This window comes from Campylobacter concisus (genome assembly GCF_902460665.1).
In the GTDB taxonomy this organism is placed as follows: Bacteria; Campylobacterota; Campylobacteria; order Campylobacterales; family Campylobacteraceae; genus Campylobacter_A; species Campylobacter_A concisus_AL.
Genome location: NZ_CABPUR010000002.1, coordinates 150,726 through 167,903 on the forward strand (window position 1 = coordinate 150,726; position 17,178 = coordinate 167,903).

Below are 17,178 nucleotides of genomic sequence, written 5' to 3' on the forward strand. Positions count from 1 at the left end.
TAAAAATCGATATTAAGTAGATAATCTTAAAGATATATAAAATAAAAATTTAATTCTAAAAATACAAAATTTGTCAGATAGATGACGGAATTTATTCATTGTAAGTTATAGAATTATTACAAAAATTAGGAAGGAGCGTTTGAGATGTTAAATAAAAATTTAACTATCTCTATTTTGGTGACTAACCATCACTTTAAAAGTGAGCAGGGCAGTTTAGCCTTGTTTAATGGGAGGAATTTATGAAAAAACATAAATTTGTGATTGCCGATTATAAACGCTGTATAGGATGTGCAACCTGCATGGCTGCATGTTTTAAGAGCGCTTATGAACGCGGCAAGCTGTCACGTGCAAGGCTAAGTGTGCTAAGAGAAGCTACTGGCGTTATGCCAACTCAGTGCAGACAATGCGACGATGGTCCTTGTGCGAATGTGTGTCCAACTGGAGCATTGCGATTTAATGATAATTGCATTGAACTTCACGAGGAAATTTGTATAGGCTGTAAGATGTGTACGATCGCTTGTCCTTACGGTGCGATAAGCTCAAGTGCAGAGCTTATGCCTTCAGTAAATTACGCTGTCGAGCCAAAGTATAACCTTGAGATAGAGTCACAATCAGGCGCAAAAAATATCGCTGTTAAATGCGATATGTGCTTTGGTCGTGAAAATGGACCAGCTTGCGTTGATGTCTGTCCAACGAGTGCTCTTGTTATGATTGATCCAGAAGAGGGCAAACATAAACTTGGCAAGAGGATAGACTATGAAGCAGCGAATAAATTTGCTACTAAAATTTTAAACGGACAAGGAGCATAAGATGACTACGGTTTATATGCTATTTCTTGTAAGTGCCGTCGTTAGCATCTTGCTTTATTGTGCTCCAAAGGCCGCTGTAAAGGTTGGTTTTGGTCTAAGTGCTTTAAGCTGTTTTTACGCGATGTGTCACTTTGTTGCAAATATGGGAGTAAGCGATAGCTTTGCTCTTATGGATGGCTTTTTGTATTCGCCAAAATTTGCGCTAAATCCACTTGGAAATTTCTTTAGCTTTGTCGTTGTTTTCATCGGATTTGCAAGCAGCGTTTATGGTATGAGCTATGCAGATGAGTACATCAAAAAAGCAAATGTTGGCGTGTTTGCATGTTTATTTAATACATTCATCCTTTCAATGCTTCTAGTAATCAGCGCTGATAATGTATTTTGCTTTGTTGTTTTATGGGAGCTTATGACTCTTATTTCATCATTTCTTATCATCGTCAATGATGGTAAAAATACACTTAAAGCAGTTATGGTATATCTTGGCATCGCACAAATTGGTGCATTTTGTATCACCTGTGGCTTGCTTATCACAGCTTACTACGCAGGAAGCTTTGACTTTAGCGCGTTTATGGGCGTTAAGATGCCATTTGGTGCTTCTGCTGCTGTATTTGCACTATTTTTGGTTGGCTTTGGTAGTAAAGCTGGTATGTGGCCATTTCACGTTTGGCTTCCACAAGCCCACCCAGCAGCACCATCAAACGTTTCAGCCCTTATGTCAGGCGTTATGATTAAAGTTGCTCTATTTACATTAGTTAAATTTACACTTTACTTGCCACTTAGTACATATTTTGGTCTTACAATACTCGCTCTTGGTGCAGCTAGCTCACTATTTGGTGTTTTATACGCTCTTTGCCAACACGACTTTAAGGCTTTACTTGCTTATCACTCAGTTGAGAACATAGGCATCATCTTGCTAGGTCTTGGCACAGGAATTTATGGCGTTGCAGCTGGAAATTTAACACTAGCAGCAGTAGGTTTTCTAGCAGGTTGCTACCACGTAGTCAATCACGCTATATTTAAAGGTCTGCTTTTCCTTTGCGCTGGTTCGGTTATCCACGCTACTCACACACAAAATATGGACATCCTTGGCGGTCTTGCTAAAAAAATGCCATGGACAAGCCTTGGTATGTTTATAGGTATCATGGGTATCGCAGCCTTGCCTCCAGTAAATGGCTTTGTTTCAGAGTGGTTTACATATCAAGGTATGCTTCAAGGTGCGATGGGCGAGGGAACATTAGTTAGATATGCATTTACGCTTGGCGTCGTAGCTCTTGCGCTAACAGGCGTTTTGGTTGGTATGCACCTCAAACTTTACGCTGTTATCTTTGCAGGTACTCCAAGAGATCAAAAAATTTGGGAAAATGCTAAAGAGAGTCCAATAGGTATGGTTCTTGGTATGATCATCCTAATGATAGGCTGCGTTGGCTTTGGCCTTGGCGCAAATTACATAGTTGATTACATCATGCAAGCTGTAAATTCTATCGCTATAAGCGACTATAAAGCTAGCCTTGGAGCTATAAATGTAACTTCACCAATAGGCAGTATGATCTCAACTCCGCTTATCGCTTTAGTTTTATGTGCGACTATGATTTTGCCATTTATCATCCTTACTGTTATGAAAGCAAATAGAGATAAACCACGCGAAACTGATCCATGGGCTTGCGGCTTTAAATATAGCTCACGTATGCAAATGACAGGTGGTCCATTTACAGGCGATCTTAGAAAGATCATGCAATGGCTATTTAGAGCTGATAAAAAGATCGTTACTAGAAATTATTTTGACGCGGTTGAATATCACAACCATCCAAAAGATATCTGGTGGGGAATGTTTTATGAGCCAGTCATCAAATGGTGTATGAAATTTGCCGATAAACTAGGCATCGTTCAAAGCGGATACACAAACATCTATACGCTTTATATCCTAATTTATCTTTGTGCCATACTTGCTGTGGGCTACTTTTTAGTTTAGGAGACGAAAATGCAAACTATACTTTTAATGATATTTCAAGTAGTCGTTATCGTTTTGGTAGCTCCTTTGTTTGATGGTATGGCAAGAAAACTAAGAGCTAGACTTCAATCAAAACAAGGTAGCGATTTCTTTCAAACATATCGCGATATTATAAAACTCTTTAGAAGAGGAAGAACCGTGCCTGAGTGCTCTCACTGGGTATTTAGATGGGCTCCATTTTTCCTTTTTGCAACTTCAGCTGCAGTTCTAGCTGCTATACCTATAACATATAGCAAAGACACTGTTTTTGGAGCGTATTCAGATATATTTGTGATCCTTTATCTTGGCGCATTGCTTAGATTTGTATTTGGTGCAGCTTCAATGGATAGCGGCAACCCATTTGCAGCAACAGGCGGCGGCAGGGAGCAAATGCTGGGTGTATATGTTGAGCCAGTTATGATCATGTGCCTAATCGTAGTTATGCTTGCAGCTAAAACATCAAATTTAATTGAGATCCAAGAGATGGTAAAAACTGGCGTTATAGGATATCAAATCCCAAGTTTTGCCGTAGCTTCTATCGCATTTTTATGGTGCATGTACGTTGAGACTGGTAGAAAACCATTTGACGTAGCTGAAGCTGAGCAAGAGCTTCAAGAAGGCTTACTTGGCGAGTATGCAGGTAGCGACCTTGGTTTAGTTCAAGCATCACTTATATTAAAACAGTTTGCTATGATCGGACTTTTCCTAACTATATTTGAGCCATGGAATTTTAGCAATCCTTTCTTAGCTATTATCGTTTTTGTGATAAAGACTGGAGTATTTTACGTAGCGGCTGTCTTTATAGACAACTTTGGACCACGCTTTAAAATGACTTCATCTTTACGCAAAAATGCACTTGGTGCACTTGCTATCTCGTTTGTTGCACTAACACTTTATGTAGTAGGAGTGTGAGATGCAAACACTTGATATTTTAGCCATTTGCATGATCGTAACTTCGCTTGCAGTTTTTGGTCTTAGAAGCTTGAAACTCTCAATCATCGCTTATGCGATTGAGACACTACTTTTAGTTAGCATATTTTTCTTGTTATCTGAGAAATTTAACGCCGAACAGCTCAAAACTTGGGCGATCGTTGCCTTTTTTACCAAAGTTTTACTTGTGCCAGGAATTTTATTCTGGCTTATCAAAAAACTTGGCGTAGTTAGCGAAGATGAGCCAGTTGGTGGATTTTTTGTAAGTCCTGTTATTGCTATGGGATTTTCTCTAGCTCTTTCAATGAGTATCCACCCAATATTTTTAAAATTCTCTCTTATCAAAGAAGAGATCATGCTAATCGCAGCTGGAACGGTTTTTATGATGGGAATTTTTGGCTTCATGCTAAGAAACTCATTTATAAAACAAATTCTAGCTTACTGCTTATTTGAAAACGGTATCCACCTAAGCCTTGCTCTAATGGCTTATAACTCACATGAGTTAGTTGAGCTTGGAATTTTAACAGATGCGATATTTGCCGTTATCATCATGAGCATTCTAGCGATTAGATTTTATAAAGCTTATGATAGCTTAGATACTTCTAAAGCTTCAAATTTAAGGGGTTAGAGATGGATAGTTTAGCTTTAATACTTATCTTACCGCTCCTTGGTGCTTTGGTCTTGTTTTTGAGTCCTAAAAATTATGCGGTATTAAGCGGACTTCACGTTTTGTTTTCTGCTGCGACATCGGTGGCTTTACTTAACAATGTTCTTAAAGTCTTAAGTAGCGGAACTTTTTATAGTTTTGATAAATTTTTGTTTTTAGATAGCTTAGGCTGTGTTTTCTTGGTACTTATCGCTGTAACTGGATTTATAGTAAATTTTTACTCTATCCACTACATGAGATGGGAGCTCGAAGATGGACACATCCACTTAAACGATCTTAAAAAATATTATGCACTAAGCCATGTATTTATCTTTACAATGACTTTAAGTGTTATTTGCAACAACGTTGCGTTTATGTGGGCTGCTATTGAGGCAACAACTCTTGCTTCAGTATTTTTGGTCGCTATCCACAAAGATCAAAAATCAACAGAGAGTGGTTACAAATACATCGTTCTTTGCTCAATCGGTCTAGCATTTGCACTTTATGCGACTGTTCTTTTATATTCAGCCACATTTAGTACTCTAGGAGATGGCGAAGCTTCTATGCTATTTTCAAGCATAATGGCAAACGCTAAAAATTTAAACCCAGATGCAGCAAAGCTTATCTTTGTATTTGCTCTAATTGGTTTTGGTACAAAAGCTGGTCTTGCTCCAACTCACACTTGGCTACCAGACGTTCATGCTGAAGGTCCAGCGCCTATCTCAGCTTTGCTATCAGGCGTACTTTTAAAATGTGCGATGCTGGCACTTTTAAGATACTACGCTATCACTGCTCAAGCAGTTGGATTTAGCTTTGTTGAGGGCATAATGATCGTTTCAGGAACTATCACTCTTTTTGTAGCGGGATTTTTCCTAATCAGACAACACAACGTAAAAAGAATGTTTGCATATCACTCAATCGTTCACATGGGCGTTATCGCATTTGCACTTGGTGTTGGCGGTAAATTTGGTCTATTTGCAGCGATATTCCACTGCTTGGCTCACAGCTTTACAAAAGCTTTGGCATTTTGCTCAACAGGCAACATTGCAAGAATTTACGGCCACAAAGATATGAGTAAGATGGGCGGCATGGTTAAGATCGCGCCTATTACCACTATAATGTTTGGCGCGGCTGTTTGCTCACTAGTTGGTGTTCCAGCATTTGCTATATTTGTTAGTGAATATAACGTCTTTGTAGGAGCTATCACAAGCGGTCAATACATCGCAGTTGCGCTATTTGCTATTGCACTTGCAGTTATTTTTATAGCTGACTTTGCACACTTTAACATGGCAAGCTTTGGTGAGCCAAAAGGTGTGGTTGTTCATAATAAAGAGATGAGTTTGTTAGAGAATTTACCTCTTATAGCACTTTGTGCCCTTATCATAATCTTTGGCGTATGGCACGTAGATAGCTTTTATACGCTAGTAAATAACGGTGTTAATATAATGATGGGAGCTTTAAAATGAGAGGCGATAAATTTGTTGAAATCCTAAAAACAAAGGTAAAAATTTTAGAAGTAACTCGTCAAGCAGACGATCAGATCACAGTTTTGGTTGATAGAAATGATCTTCCACTAGCTGTTAAAACGCTTTATTATGATATTGGCGGCTTCATAAGCACGATGATACCAAATGATGAGCGCCAGATAAATGGCAGCTTTGCGCTTTACTATGCTATCTCAATGGAAGGTAGCAAGATGACTGAAGCGGACGACTTTGCGACTGAGGATAAGTGCTTTATCACTGTTAAAACACTTATTCCAGGAAGCGATCCGACATTCCCATCAGTTACTCCGCTAGTGCCAGCTTGTGTTTGGTACGAAAGAGAAGCTTATGATATGTTTGGTTTGGTAGCCGAAGGTTTGCCTGATAAAAGGCGTCTAGTTTTAAGTGATGACTGGCCAGATGGACTTCACCCACTTAGAAAAGATGCGATGGATTATCGCTACCGCCCTGATCCAGTAGATCACAGAGATGAGCCTGATTCTGAGTTTTTGTTCCCAACAGGTGATGCAGTAGTTGATGTGCCACTTGGACCATTACATATCACTTCAGATGAGCCAGGTCACTTTAGGCTTTTCTGCGACGGCGACGAGATCATCGACGCTGACTACCGCCTCTTTTATCAACACCGCGGTATGGAAAAGCTAGCTGAAAATAGAATGAACTATGATCAAATGGGCTATCTTGCAGAGCGTGTTTGTGGAATTTGTGGTTATGCTCACGCTATTGCTTGTATTGAAGCAGCAGAAAAAGCTATCAAGCTTGAAATTCCACTAAGAGCTCAAGCTATACGCGTCATCTGTCTTGAGATCGAGCGTCTTCACAGCCACCTTTTAAATATCGGTCTAGCTTGTGAGGTCACTGGCAACTACAACGCATTCATGCACATCTTTAGAGTTCGTGAGTACTCTATGGAGCTAGCTCAGCTAGTAACTGGCGGACGTAAAACATACGGCAACGTCGTTATGGGAGGCTTAAGACGTGACATGACAAACCAAGAGATCAAAAAAGGTATCGAGATCATAAATAAACTTGACGTTCAAATTTCAGAAATTTGGGACGCAGTTATGGAAGATAAACGCCAAATCGGACGCTGGAAAGGTGTGGGTATCTTAGACCGCCAAATAGCACGTGACTTTAGCCCAGTTGGTCCAAATATGAGAGGCTCTGGCTTTAAACGCGATAACCGCTACGATCACCCATACGACTTCTTCAAACAGATAGAATTTGAAGTAGCAGTTGAGCATGGTTGCGACGTTTTTGCTCGCGAGATGGTTAGATATAAAGAGCTAAAAAGCTCTATCCACATCATCCGCCAATGCTTTGAGCTAATGCCTCAAACTCCGATCATGATCGATCCTGTGACTATGATCAAACCTGAAAATTTTGCACTTGGTCATGATGAAGCACCACGTGGCGAGAATGTCCACTGGATCATGCAAGGTAGTGCTCAAAAAGTATATCGCTGGAGATGTAGGGCTGCAACATATAACAACTGGCCAAGCCTAAGGTATCAATTTAGAGGAAACAACATAAGTGACGCAGCACTTATTGTTTGCTCACTTGACCCTTGCTACTCATGTACAGAGCGTGTTACATTAGTCGATGTAAGGACTAAAAAGAGCAAAATTTTAACAGAGAAAGACCTTAAAAAATTCTGTCAAGATGGCGGGGTTAGTAAGAAGGATTTAAGATGATGAAGTTATTTGACATCACAGAAAAATATGGAAAAGCGACATACGCCTATCCATTTGAGCCATATATTGTTCCTGAAAATTTCCGTGGTCAGCCAAACTATACATACGATCTTTGCATAGGTTGTGCAGCTTGCGGTATTGCTTGTCCTAGTAACGCGATAGAGCTTAAGATGAACGAGGAGCAAACAAAGCTTGTTTGGGAATTTGACTGCGGACGCTGCATATTTTGCGGACGTTGCGATGAGGTTTGCCCAACTGGAGCTGTAAGACTTAGCGATAGCTTTGAGCTTGCGGTTAAATTTGACAAGAGCGCTCTTATACAAAGGGGCGAGCTTGAGATGCAAACTTGCAAATGCTGCGGCAAGCCATTTACACCAAAAAGGCTTATAAATTTTACTCTTGAAAAGCTTGGCACTGCAAATTTACTCCCAGGCAGACTTGAAGAGGCAAAAGACTACCTTTATATCTGCCCAGAGTGCAAGAAAAATCAATCTGCTGAGAGGCTAACAAAAGGCATTGAGGAGGCTATAAAATGAGTCTATATCAAGTCCCAGAGGACATAAAAACAGCAAATGATCTAACTGCAAAGCTAGAGCATCTAAAAAATATCAAAAGAAGCTTTAGCGTTTATAGGATCGACTGCGGAAGCTGTAACGGCTGTGAGATAGAAATTTTTGCGGCTATTACACCGATGTGGGACCCTGAGCGCTTTGGCTTTAAGCTTGTGGCAAACCCAAGACACGCTGATATTTTACTTTGCACCGGTCCTGTAACAAGACAGATGTATTATCCGCTTCTTCGTGCTTATGAGGCGACTCCAGATCCTAAGATCGTAGTTGCTCTTGGTGCGTGCGGAAGCAGTGGTGGAATTTTCCATGACGCTTATAGCGTTTGGGGTGGCATTGATAAGATAATTCCAGTTGATGTCTATATCCCAGGCTGTCCTCCACATCCAGCAAGCATTATTTACGGCCTTGGCATGGCTCTTGGTATCATCGATCAAAAACTTCATAAAAAAAGCTATGAGGAAGATAACACATTGCCACCTTCAGTTGAGAAGTCGGTCATAGGCGATATCTTGTTTGAGCGTGACTTGCAAGCTGAAAGTAGAAGGCTAATGAGCTATATCTTTGGTAGAATCCTTTTTGAAAAATATATGAATGCTATCAAATGTTCAAAAGATGTCCATGACCCAAGCATTTCAAGAGAGGCTGTGCTTACAGCTATTAAAAAAGAGGAAGATCCTAGATATGCCGAGTGCATGGGGCTTTTGCATAATGATGTCTATCTAAAATATGCAAAAGCTGATAAAAGCTTTGCGATAGACGTTGATAGCGAGGTTTGGAGTAAGAGATGATACAAGTTTATAAGCTTACAAAAAGGCATATGGACGACAACGATAAGCTTCCACGCGAGCTAAAGGAGATAAAAATTTTCTCCACTTGCGTGGGACATGGCGTTGGCACGATAGACTTTAGCGAGAAAATTTTAGAGCTAAGCGATGAGGAATTTGACGAGATGATCAAAAACTCAGGCGAATACGTGAAATTTAAGATCGGAAATTTAAGCAAATATTTTGAAGTTGAAATTTTTGCCGAGCATATCGCTAAACTCTTGCCACAGCTTTGTGAGTGTAAGCTTAAAGAAATTTTGGCAAATTTAAAAGAAGGATATATCGTGCTTAGGAAGGACTTTTGATGAAAAAGGCCATCCTTTGCATCGGTAATCCTATGCGTGGCGATGATGATGTGGGTAATGAAGTAGGTCGCATTGTAGAAGCTGAGCTAAAAGAGTGGAAGGTCTTTTTTGGGCAAGATGTGCCTGAGAATGAATTTTCGGCCATTAGAGAATTTGCGCCTGATATCTTGATAGTAGTTGATGCGATGAGCGGCTTTGATGAGGATAAGATAGAGTTTTTTGACCTAAGTGACGATAGGGACTACATCTACTCAACCCACAATCTCCCAACGCCAGTACTTTTAAGCTATTTGCGTAAAATTTGTCCAAAGACGCTTTTTCTTGGCATTAGCGTCTTGCTTGAAAATGTCCTTGATTTTGAAGAGGGTCTAAGCGAGCAGGCTAAAAAAAGTGCCAGAAAAGCTTTTTTGAGAATTGTAGAGATTGATAAAAATTTAGTCGGTTAAATTTAGTAAATAGCTAAATTTAGTCTTTTTGGTTACTAAAGACAAAATTTTACTTTTAATCGCAAGCAGTGATTTGACTTTAGTAATTTTGCAAAGTGTTAAACTTTGGTCGCAAAGATGAGCCTGGCTCATGTGCGAGATTGAAAATAAAAAGGAGAATGTGATGTTAAATCCGGCAGAAACCGCTCAAGCGGTCTCAAGCTCTATGGAGCATAAGGCTCATATGCCACTTACTAGTATTATCTTCCTTGCTATCATGGCTGGAGCTGCTATTGCTATGGGTGATATTTTCTGGGCTCACTCGACAGTTGGTATGGCTGAAAACCAGTCTATTGGCCTTTCAAATTTTATCGGCGGTATCACATTTAGCTGTGGTCTTATGATGGTTGTCTTTTATGGCGGACATCTTTTTACAAGCTCAGTTTTAAGTGGTGTTAGTGCATATGAAGGAAAGCTAAAACTAGGTAAGACTATCGGATACTGGGCTATTGTTTGGATATTTAACTTTGTTGGAGGTGCATTGATTGCGTATATGTACTACTACTCAGGCTTGCCACTAAAGTATGATGGCTACATATTACAACACTTCGTGCCAGCTGCTATTGGTAAGATCACAGCACCATTTCATGAGCTATTTATCCGTGGAATTTTTTGTAACGTCTTTGTTTGTATGTCTATTTGGACTGCGACAAGTGAGAGCAATCTATCTGGTAAATTCTTTGCCATTATGTGGATGATCGGCGCATTTGTGGCTTGCTCTATGGAGCACTGCGTGGCAAATATGTTTATAATCACTGAAGCCATTATCTCAAAAGCTCACTATATAGCAGCAAACGGCGGAGATATCGCTGCTGCAGCTGCAGCTCTAGGACATGGCATTACGGCTGAAAAACTAGAAGTTTTAAACTGGGGAAATTTCATCGGTAAAAACTTAGTTCCGGTTACTCTTGGCAATATTGTCGGAGGAGTTTTCTTTGTTGGTTTAGTTGGCTTCATGGCTAATAAATTTGACATGAAGAAAAAAGCTTAAAAATTTTTAGTCTTTGCTTTTTGGCAAAGACTAATCCTCTAAGGCTACTCTTTGCTAGCCATTATAAAAATTTTTGATTTTTAGTTTGTGTAACTTTCAAGTTTTTCATAATCAATTATTAAAAACTCATGTGGTGTTATTTTTCTTATGATGTCGTCTTTTATAAGCTCATTAAATGCAGTTGAAGCACTTTGGCGTTTGAGCCCCACAAAGCTTGAGAGTACCTTTAGAGAAAATGGCAAAAATATGTAGTGATATCCATTTTGCTTTAGATCCTGCTCCTTTGCAAGCTCGATCAAAAAATTTGCAATCCTGCCTTTTGCATCTTCAAAAAGTATGGATTTTATGATTTGGCGTTGCACGATCACTGCATTTAACACAGCTTTTAAAATTTCATCCGCGACATTTGCATTTGATAAAATTTCACCTATTTTGTTTAAATTTATAGCATAAATTTCAGCATCTTCAAGTATTTCAAAAGCGCAATTATCATCAAGTACGGCGATATTGCTTGCTTCTAAATGATAAAGGATAAATTCCTCTCCATCTTCAAAAAACGAAAGCTTTGCACAGCCGCTTTTTAAGATGATGATCTTGATCTCTTCTGCGTAGATGATGCTTGTTTTTGGAAGGTTTTTGTACTCAAATTTATCAAGCTCGGATTGAGTTAGGATATCTAAAATTTGTGTTTGCAAAAGACCTAAACGCGACTTTTTCATGATTCTCCCAAAAGTAGTTTTGGATTTTATCTTAGAAAGTATTTAATCAAGTTGAAATTTTTGCTTTTTAATTTTTAAATTTCAATAATTTTTAAAAGTAGTATTAATTTTTTAATTTGGTTGCATAAATCGCAACCAAATTTTTAAAATCCATGAAGCTGTTTTAGTTTCTCATCGATTGGCTTTTTAAGTCCATCTTTCGTTACGCTTACGTAAGTTGCAGTAGCGCTTGTAACGTGTATAGTTTCTCTATATCCGCCCGGATTTAGCCTAAGAGCGGTTACTTCTATTTGCGTTGTTATCGAGGTTTTACCAACAGAGATGATTTTAGCGTAGCAGCTTAGCACATCGCCAACAAAGACAGGTTGTTTAAAGATGATCTCTTTCATAGAGATCGTCACAACGCGTTCAGGAGAAATTTCTCTTGCAGCTTGTGCACCTGCAAGGTCGATCTGACTCATTATCCAGCCACCAAAAATATTTCCAGCTGAGTTTGTGTCCTTTGGCAACATAACTTGTTTGATACGCGGCTCACCAAAATCCTTTAAAATATCCATTTTTTGCCTTTTTAGATGTTAAAATTTTTGGTTGATTGTAGCAAATTTTAAGGCTTTATGCTAAAATCTTGCAACTTCAGGGGATGAAAAAATGAACGATTTTAAAAGATTAAACGAACTCACAAAAGAGCAAAAAAATAAGTTAAATGCTATTTATAAAAATTTAGACGATGACATCATAAACGAAGCTGTTAAAATTTCTGGTCTTGCTGGCACACCAAGCCAAAAACTAGCTCTTGCTAGAAGGATAGTTGATCTTAAAGTAGATCCGCTTCAAAATGAGCTAAAAAAGCTAAATTTAGGCGAAGACGAGCAAAAACGAGTGCTAAATTTAATGTATGGCTACGTTAGAAATTTATATGAAAACCTGCACGCCAAGCTTTTAGAAAAGGCCAAAGAAGAGAAAATTTTAGATCCATTTAACCAAGCCTTTGTGCAGGCTATGCACGAGCTTGGACTTAGTCTAAATGCGTGGCAAATTTCATGGCAGGATCGTATTATTGACACTACAAACAAAGAGTTTGAGGCTAAATTTAAAGATTTAAGCCAGGCAAATGAGTTTATCACTAAAAACGGCTTATTTCAGTGTGACGCTAACGGCGTAAGGGCTGATAGAGCGTATGGCGCGGTAGTAAAAGAAGGTGAGAAATTTAGCTTTTTGCCTTATGCACTTGCTTTTAAAGATGAGGTTAGAGAGCTTAAAAAAGTCTTTGCAAAAAACCTTAAAATTTTAAGAAATTTAGCCCAAAATGACGAGCAAAAATCATACATAAAATACCTTGAAAAACTACAAAACGCCTTTTGCGAAGAGGATAACGCAAAGGTGATAAATGCTTGGCAAGAGGCCGAGATAGCGTGGATGGATGTAAAAGGCACGCTTCAGCCAGGCCATCCGCTGGAGTACTACGAGGATGCCTACACGCACGCTGTTGCACTTGAGTGGGACATCAGGCTGGTTGATAGCGAGGGCATAGATGAGCTTAAATTTAAAGAAAAAGTGGCAAAAACTTATAAGAGTGTTTGCAAAAAGATAAAATTTGATAACGCTGAGACAAATAGGGCAGTTAGTGAAAATATCGCTAGAACGCAGCTTTATATAAGCGTGCCGATGATCTATTACGCAGCGGAGCTAAACGGGCTTTTTAGCGCTCAAGTCGTGCCAAATGATGAGAGTGTTAGCGCAAAATGTGGTAAGAAAATTTTTGCCTTTGTAAATCACGTCTATGAAAGTGCCAAGGCAAAGCCTTTTATGAAGCTTGGAGCTGAAATTTTTAGCAAGGAATTTTTGGATTTTGGCAGAGAGATTTTATTTCTAAAGCCAAAAATTTGGAAAAAAGTCTATGAAATCTCAACGATCGGTCATGAGTTTGGACACATTCTCTTCATCGGACTTGATACTGAGATGATGATGAATAAAAGTGGCGTCTTTAAATTTATAGAAGAGTATAAGGCGACGACTGGTGGGTTAGTAAATTTCTTCTTACACGAAGAGGCGGAGTACAAAATGGCCGTCTTTCACGAGCTAATCGCCCGTGCGGTTGGGCTTATCGCATGGCGAAAGGTCGATGAGGTGAGGGCTTACTACTGCGAGGGGCTCATACATCTTAGCCTACTTTTTAGAGCTGGAGTGCTTAAATTTGACGGCAAACTAAGCGTAGATATGAGCGAGCAAGCCTACACTAAATTTAAAGAAATTTGCTTAGAGAACTATTACGATCTAGCACAAACATACGCTAAAAAAGATGATGCGAGCATATTTTTGGAGAAATTTTGCCAAAAAGATGAGCTAAGCTATCTGCCAAAAGATGAAGAGTGCAAGAAATTTGTTGAGCATTTTTACGCTAGATACGAAGCTATCGGCAACGACGTCGATGATAGTGGTGAGTGGCAAAGATGGCAAAGTTTAGCCAAAAAGGCAGAGAAAGATATATAAAGACGGAACATGATAAGTAAAATAAGCAACGAAAATCAAGTATCTTTTGTATTTATGTTGATACTTTTTTGTGTATATGTTGTTAGTTATTTTATTGCTAGTGGTTTTTATGAAGACATAATTACTACTCTATTTGATTTTATGATCACATTATTTATCTTTTTAAAGCTAAAAGAGACAAGAAATTTAAAAACATATTGGATATACATATTGTTAGGCCTTACTTGCTGGGTGATAGCGGACACTATGTTGATGCTATATGGTAAGGTTGATTTTCTTAAACAACTTCTTTCTAAAGTCAATTTTATACAAATCTCATACGTGGTCTCATATTTTATGTTTGCATTTTCTGCTTTTTACATTTTGATTAAAAATTTGAAAAATTTATTTTTAATGCAAGTATTTGTGGACTCGGTCTCTATTTCTGCGATATATTTTAGCTTTATGTGGTTTATGATTTTTGATAGAAGCTTAACTCAAGTTTTAAGCCAAAAAGATTTTTTTAATCTAAGTTATATCGTCATAGATTTATTTATGTTTTGTACTTCATTTACTGCGTTTTTTTCACTTAAATTTTCAAAAAGAAGACTATCTATACTTTTATGCTTGATGGCACTTATTGCAATAAGCGTTTATGATATTTTTACCACTACAATGGATTTTTGGATAGATGAAATATCCTTTTTTGGATACGACATTGTATTTAAGAGTGTATTTTTTATGTTGTTTGTTGCTGCGCTTCATTTAAGAGAGGGTGAGGCAAATCTAAAATTTAGGGCACTCAGAAACGATTTTGATAAAATTTTAATACAAAAGCTATTTGTTTTCGCCGCATTTTTAACGATTATGATCTTGTACTCTTGGAAGATAAATTTGACATGGTTATTTTCTATTTTAGTTACTTTGCTTGCATACGGAGCATTATCTTATACATTTTCTAATGTTAGAAAGATGAATATTTTAATTAAACGTGAAATACATATCAAAAAAGTGTTAAATAATCAGATAGAAAGTAAAGTAAAAGAGCTTGAAGATACAAATAGGCATCTACAAAGGATCAGTAAATATGATTATTTGACAAATGCTCTAAATCGCCAGTATTTTATTGCAAGGCTTGAAGAGATGATAAAGTCAAAGGCACTTGGCGAAAAGATAGATATTTATAGTATTGACATAAACCATTTTAAAGCGATAAATGACTCGTACGGGCATTATATCGGCGATGATGTAATAGCAAAGTTCGCTTTAAATATTGAGTCAATATTGCCACCAAACGATTCCTTATTTGCAAGATCTGGCGGAGATGACTTTATCGTTGTTGTCAAGCAAAATGAAGACATTCATTGCAGGGAATTTTTACATTATCTACTAAAAGCTATTTCAGAGCCAATCGTTATAGATGATTATAAAATTGTACTTGATGCGAAAATAGGGATTAGTTCGACACAAACTAGTGAAATTTTGGCTGATGATTTTATCATGCAATCAGAAGCAGCACTAGAAGCAGCAAAAAAAGATACATCTGAAAAGTACGTTTTTTATAGTGATATAAAAAGCATGATTCAGGATAGAAACTACATAGAAATATTGCTAAATAGTATAAGCTTTGATGAAGAATTTGAGCTAAAATTTCAGCCCCAGTATCTAATAGAAGGTAAAAAAATAGTAGGAGCAGAGGCTCTTGTTAGGTGGAACTCTCCTATAAAAGGTCCAGTGGATCAATCAAAATTTATCCCAATAGCCGAACAAAGCTCTATTATCAATACGATAGGAAAATGGGTGGCAAAAAATGCTATAAAACAAATGGCCTTTTGGAATGAGAAATATAATACAAACCTAAAAATAGGTATAAATATCTCACCAAAACAGATTGATAATATAAATTTTGCATCTAAATTTTTAAGCTATATAGATAGATACGGCATCGATCCATCTTGTGTAGATGTTGAGATCACTGAGGCTAGTCTTGTCAATGCTGAAGAGATGATGCAAAGTGTGTTATCTGAGCTTTCTAATAGAGGAATTTGCATCTCCATAGATGATTTTGGTACCGGTTTTTCATCGATGAATTATATCAAAAAATATCCTATGAGTCGCCTAAAGATCGCTAAAGAGCTGATAGATAATATTGCTAAAAATGATATAGATAAAGATGTGGTAAAAAGCGTTATAGTTTTGGCCAAAAATGTGGAGCTAAAGACTATCGCTGAAGGCGTCGAAGATGAAACCCAGCTTGAAATTTTAAGAGAGCTTGGATGCGATGAGGTGCAAGGGTATCTTTGGGGTAAGCCTATGAGTGCAGAGGATTTTGAAAAGCTTATAATAAGTGCTATTTAAGCACACTCTTTGCGCTAAAATTTTCAAATTTCAAAATATCTTTATGGCAAAGTTTAGCCAGCTCATTTATCATTTTTGAACTAACTTCATCTTTTGGGATTATTAGATGAATTTTTTCTTCTAAAAAAATGATAAAGATATTTTTTAGCTCATAAATTTCACTAACTTCATTTAGGTCAAATTTTTCATTTTCTTTGGGCTCGTTTTCATAGTAAGCCAGAAATTTCTCATTTACTTCAAAATTCATTTGCTTTTGAGTATCTGAAATTTCAATTCTTTTTAATGCAGCTATGCGACTTCTTTTTAAAAAAATAGGATAAAAAATGATCCAAAATATAGCAAAAACAGCTCCGATGACAGTAAAAATTTTACTTTTTAATAGCATATCAGCAACAAAACCAGCTATGATGGCTTCAGTAAATATCATAAAAGTGTTTATAAAATACTGCTTTCTTGCCGCCTTTGAGAAAAATAAGATAAAAGATTTATAGTCTATTAAATTTTGTCCATTTATGACGATATTGCACTTCATAAGATACCTTTGTGAATTTTAAAATTTTTGGGAAATTATAACCAAAAGCAAAGTCAATTTTTGTATAATTTGGACTATTTCTTAGGAGAGGGACACTATTTTTTTATTATCAAAATCATCTATAACTGGCATGCGAAAATGGATCTTAGTTGCAGTTGTAGCGCTATTCGTATTTGCACTATTAGCATCTTTACTAGACTATAATCTAATTGGAAAAATTTCTATTTTACTTAGTTTCTTTATAGTAACTTTTGGCATTTATACTTCAATGGATAAAGTAAAAACCAAAATAACGCATTGGCTTGCAATATGTTTTGGTGTTTTTTTATGGTCTATTTGCGATGCATTAATGGTG

At 37.5% G+C, this 17,178-nt stretch carries 16 protein-coding genes; 13 read left to right on the forward strand and 3 right to left on the reverse strand.

The window, feature by feature from the left end; translation table 11 throughout:
* The first annotated feature begins 239 nt into the window (after window positions 1–239).
* From F3G66_RS04100 to F3G66_RS04150, 11 genes are all read left to right on the forward strand, one after another.
* Window positions 240–809, forward strand: coding sequence for a 4Fe-4S dicluster domain-containing protein (locus F3G66_RS04100; protein ID WP_021091760.1), 570 nt, complete (start codon window positions 240–242; stop codon window positions 807–809).
* Window position 810: 1 nt separating this feature from the next.
* A complete protein-coding gene (locus F3G66_RS04105) occupies window positions 811–2,778 on the forward strand; it encodes a proton-conducting transporter transmembrane domain-containing protein (RefSeq protein ID WP_149707243.1) in 1,968 nt (655 codons plus the stop codon).
* Between the two features lie 9 nt (window positions 2,779–2,787).
* Window positions 2,788–3,708, forward strand: a complete 921-nt coding sequence (locus F3G66_RS04110) for a respiratory chain complex I subunit 1 family protein (RefSeq protein ID WP_084041928.1) — start codon at window positions 2,788–2,790, stop codon at window positions 3,706–3,708.
* A 1-nt stretch (window position 3,709) separates the two neighbouring features.
* Window positions 3,710–4,354, forward strand: a complete 645-nt coding sequence (hyfE, locus tag F3G66_RS04115; protein ID WP_021091711.1) for a hydrogenase 4 membrane subunit — start codon at window positions 3,710–3,712, stop codon at window positions 4,352–4,354.
* 2 nt (window positions 4,355–4,356) lie between these two features.
* A complete protein-coding gene (locus tag F3G66_RS04120) occupies window positions 4,357–5,838 on the forward strand; it encodes a hydrogenase 4 subunit F (RefSeq protein WP_107709697.1) in 1,482 nt (493 codons plus the stop codon).
* A complete protein-coding gene (locus F3G66_RS04125) occupies window positions 5,835–7,571 on the forward strand; it encodes a hydrogenase large subunit (RefSeq protein ID WP_107709699.1) in 1,737 nt (578 codons plus the stop codon). Before F3G66_RS04120 ends, F3G66_RS04125 begins: the two co-directional genes overlap by 4 nt.
* On the forward strand, window positions 7,568–8,107 hold the full coding sequence (locus F3G66_RS04130; protein ID WP_054197155.1) for a formate hydrogenlyase complex iron-sulfur subunit: 540 nt from the start codon (window positions 7,568–7,570) through the stop codon (window positions 8,105–8,107). Before F3G66_RS04125 ends, F3G66_RS04130 begins: the two co-directional genes overlap by 4 nt.
* Window positions 8,104–8,928, forward strand: a complete 825-nt coding sequence (locus F3G66_RS04135; protein WP_021091627.1) for an NADH-quinone oxidoreductase subunit B family protein — start codon at window positions 8,104–8,106, stop codon at window positions 8,926–8,928. Before F3G66_RS04130 ends, F3G66_RS04135 begins: the two co-directional genes overlap by 4 nt.
* A complete protein-coding gene (locus F3G66_RS04140) occupies window positions 8,925–9,269 on the forward strand; it encodes a formate hydrogenlyase maturation HycH family protein (RefSeq protein ID WP_021091884.1) in 345 nt (114 codons plus the stop codon). The genes F3G66_RS04135 and F3G66_RS04140 overlap by 4 nt, the downstream gene beginning before the upstream one ends.
* Entirely contained in the window at window positions 9,269–9,715 is a 447-nt protein-coding gene (locus F3G66_RS04145) for a hydrogenase 3 maturation endopeptidase HyCI (protein ID WP_054197154.1), read from the forward strand. The genes F3G66_RS04140 and F3G66_RS04145 overlap by 1 nt, the downstream gene beginning before the upstream one ends.
* Window positions 9,716–9,878: 163 nt before the next feature.
* Window positions 9,879–10,745 (forward strand): formate/nitrite transporter family protein, encoded by an 867-nt coding sequence (locus tag F3G66_RS04150; protein ID WP_103599937.1) that lies wholly within the window; start codon window positions 9,879–9,881, stop codon window positions 10,743–10,745.
* Between the two features lie 80 nt (window positions 10,746–10,825).
* Here the strand turns inward: F3G66_RS04150 and F3G66_RS04155 are convergent, their stop codons facing one another.
* Together F3G66_RS04155 and F3G66_RS04160 are read right to left on the reverse strand one after the other, a co-directional pair.
* On the reverse strand, window positions 10,826–11,464 hold the full coding sequence (locus F3G66_RS04155; protein ID WP_087577832.1) for a Crp/Fnr family transcriptional regulator: 639 nt from the start codon (window positions 11,462–11,464) through the stop codon (window positions 10,826–10,828).
* A gap of 143 nt (window positions 11,465–11,607) precedes the next feature.
* Window positions 11,608–12,021 (reverse strand): acyl-CoA thioesterase, encoded by a 414-nt coding sequence (locus F3G66_RS04160; RefSeq protein ID WP_021091795.1) that lies wholly within the window; start codon window positions 12,019–12,021, stop codon window positions 11,608–11,610.
* A gap of 91 nt (window positions 12,022–12,112) precedes the next feature.
* On the opposite strand from F3G66_RS04160, the gene ciaB reads away from it, so the two are divergent.
* Complete coding sequence (gene ciaB / locus F3G66_RS04165) at window positions 12,113–13,954, forward strand: invasion protein CiaB (RefSeq protein WP_149707244.1); 1,842 nt, start codon at window positions 12,113–12,115, stop codon at window positions 13,952–13,954.
* A gap of 9 nt (window positions 13,955–13,963) precedes the next feature.
* The gene (locus tag F3G66_RS04170) at window positions 13,964–16,291 is read left to right on the forward strand and encodes a putative bifunctional diguanylate cyclase/phosphodiesterase (protein ID WP_149707245.1); all 2,328 of its coding nucleotides are present in this window, start codon (window positions 13,964–13,966) and stop codon (window positions 16,289–16,291) included.
* Here the strand turns inward: F3G66_RS04170 and F3G66_RS04175 are convergent.
* Window positions 16,284–16,823, reverse strand: coding sequence for a hypothetical protein (locus F3G66_RS04175; protein WP_149707246.1), 540 nt, complete (start codon window positions 16,821–16,823; stop codon window positions 16,284–16,286). The genes F3G66_RS04170 and F3G66_RS04175 overlap by 8 nt on opposite strands.
* Between the last annotated feature and the right edge of the window lie 355 nt (window positions 16,824–17,178).

Bases quoted from the DNA above. Each gene is read 5' to 3' on its own strand.
- F3G66_RS04120 (WP_107709697.1), top strand. From the start codon at position 4,357: ATGGATAGTTTAGCTTTAATACTTATCTTACCGCTCCTTGGTGCTTTG.
- F3G66_RS04140 (WP_021091884.1), top strand. From the start codon at position 8,925: ATGATACAAGTTTATAAGCTTACAAAAAGGCATATGGACGACAACGAT.
- hyfE (WP_021091711.1), top strand. From the start codon at position 3,710: ATGCAAACACTTGATATTTTAGCCATTTGCATGATCGTAACTTCGCTT.
- F3G66_RS04155 (WP_087577832.1), bottom strand. From the start codon at position 11,464: ATGAAAAAGTCGCGTTTAGGTCTTTTGCAAACACAAATTTTAGATATC.
- F3G66_RS04150 (WP_103599937.1), top strand. From the start codon at position 9,879: ATGTTAAATCCGGCAGAAACCGCTCAAGCGGTCTCAAGCTCTATGGAG.
- F3G66_RS04160 (WP_021091795.1), bottom strand. From the start codon at position 12,021: ATGGATATTTTAAAGGATTTTGGTGAGCCGCGTATCAAACAAGTTATG.
- F3G66_RS04145 (WP_054197154.1), top strand. From the start codon at position 9,269: ATGAAAAAGGCCATCCTTTGCATCGGTAATCCTATGCGTGGCGATGAT.
- F3G66_RS04100 (WP_021091760.1), top strand. From the start codon at position 240: ATGAAAAAACATAAATTTGTGATTGCCGATTATAAACGCTGTATAGGA.
- F3G66_RS04130 (WP_054197155.1), top strand. From the start codon at position 7,568: ATGATGAAGTTATTTGACATCACAGAAAAATATGGAAAAGCGACATAC.
- F3G66_RS04175 (WP_149707246.1), bottom strand. From the start codon at position 16,823: ATGAAGTGCAATATCGTCATAAATGGACAAAATTTAATAGACTATAAA.
- F3G66_RS04170 (WP_149707245.1), top strand. From the start codon at position 13,964: ATGATAAGTAAAATAAGCAACGAAAATCAAGTATCTTTTGTATTTATG.
- F3G66_RS04105 (WP_149707243.1), top strand. From the start codon at position 811: ATGACTACGGTTTATATGCTATTTCTTGTAAGTGCCGTCGTTAGCATC.
- F3G66_RS04135 (WP_021091627.1), top strand. From the start codon at position 8,104: ATGAGTCTATATCAAGTCCCAGAGGACATAAAAACAGCAAATGATCTA.
- ciaB (WP_149707244.1), top strand. From the start codon at position 12,113: ATGAACGATTTTAAAAGATTAAACGAACTCACAAAAGAGCAAAAAAAT.
- F3G66_RS04110 (WP_084041928.1), top strand. From the start codon at position 2,788: ATGCAAACTATACTTTTAATGATATTTCAAGTAGTCGTTATCGTTTTG.
- F3G66_RS04125 (WP_107709699.1), top strand. From the start codon at position 5,835: ATGAGAGGCGATAAATTTGTTGAAATCCTAAAAACAAAGGTAAAAATT.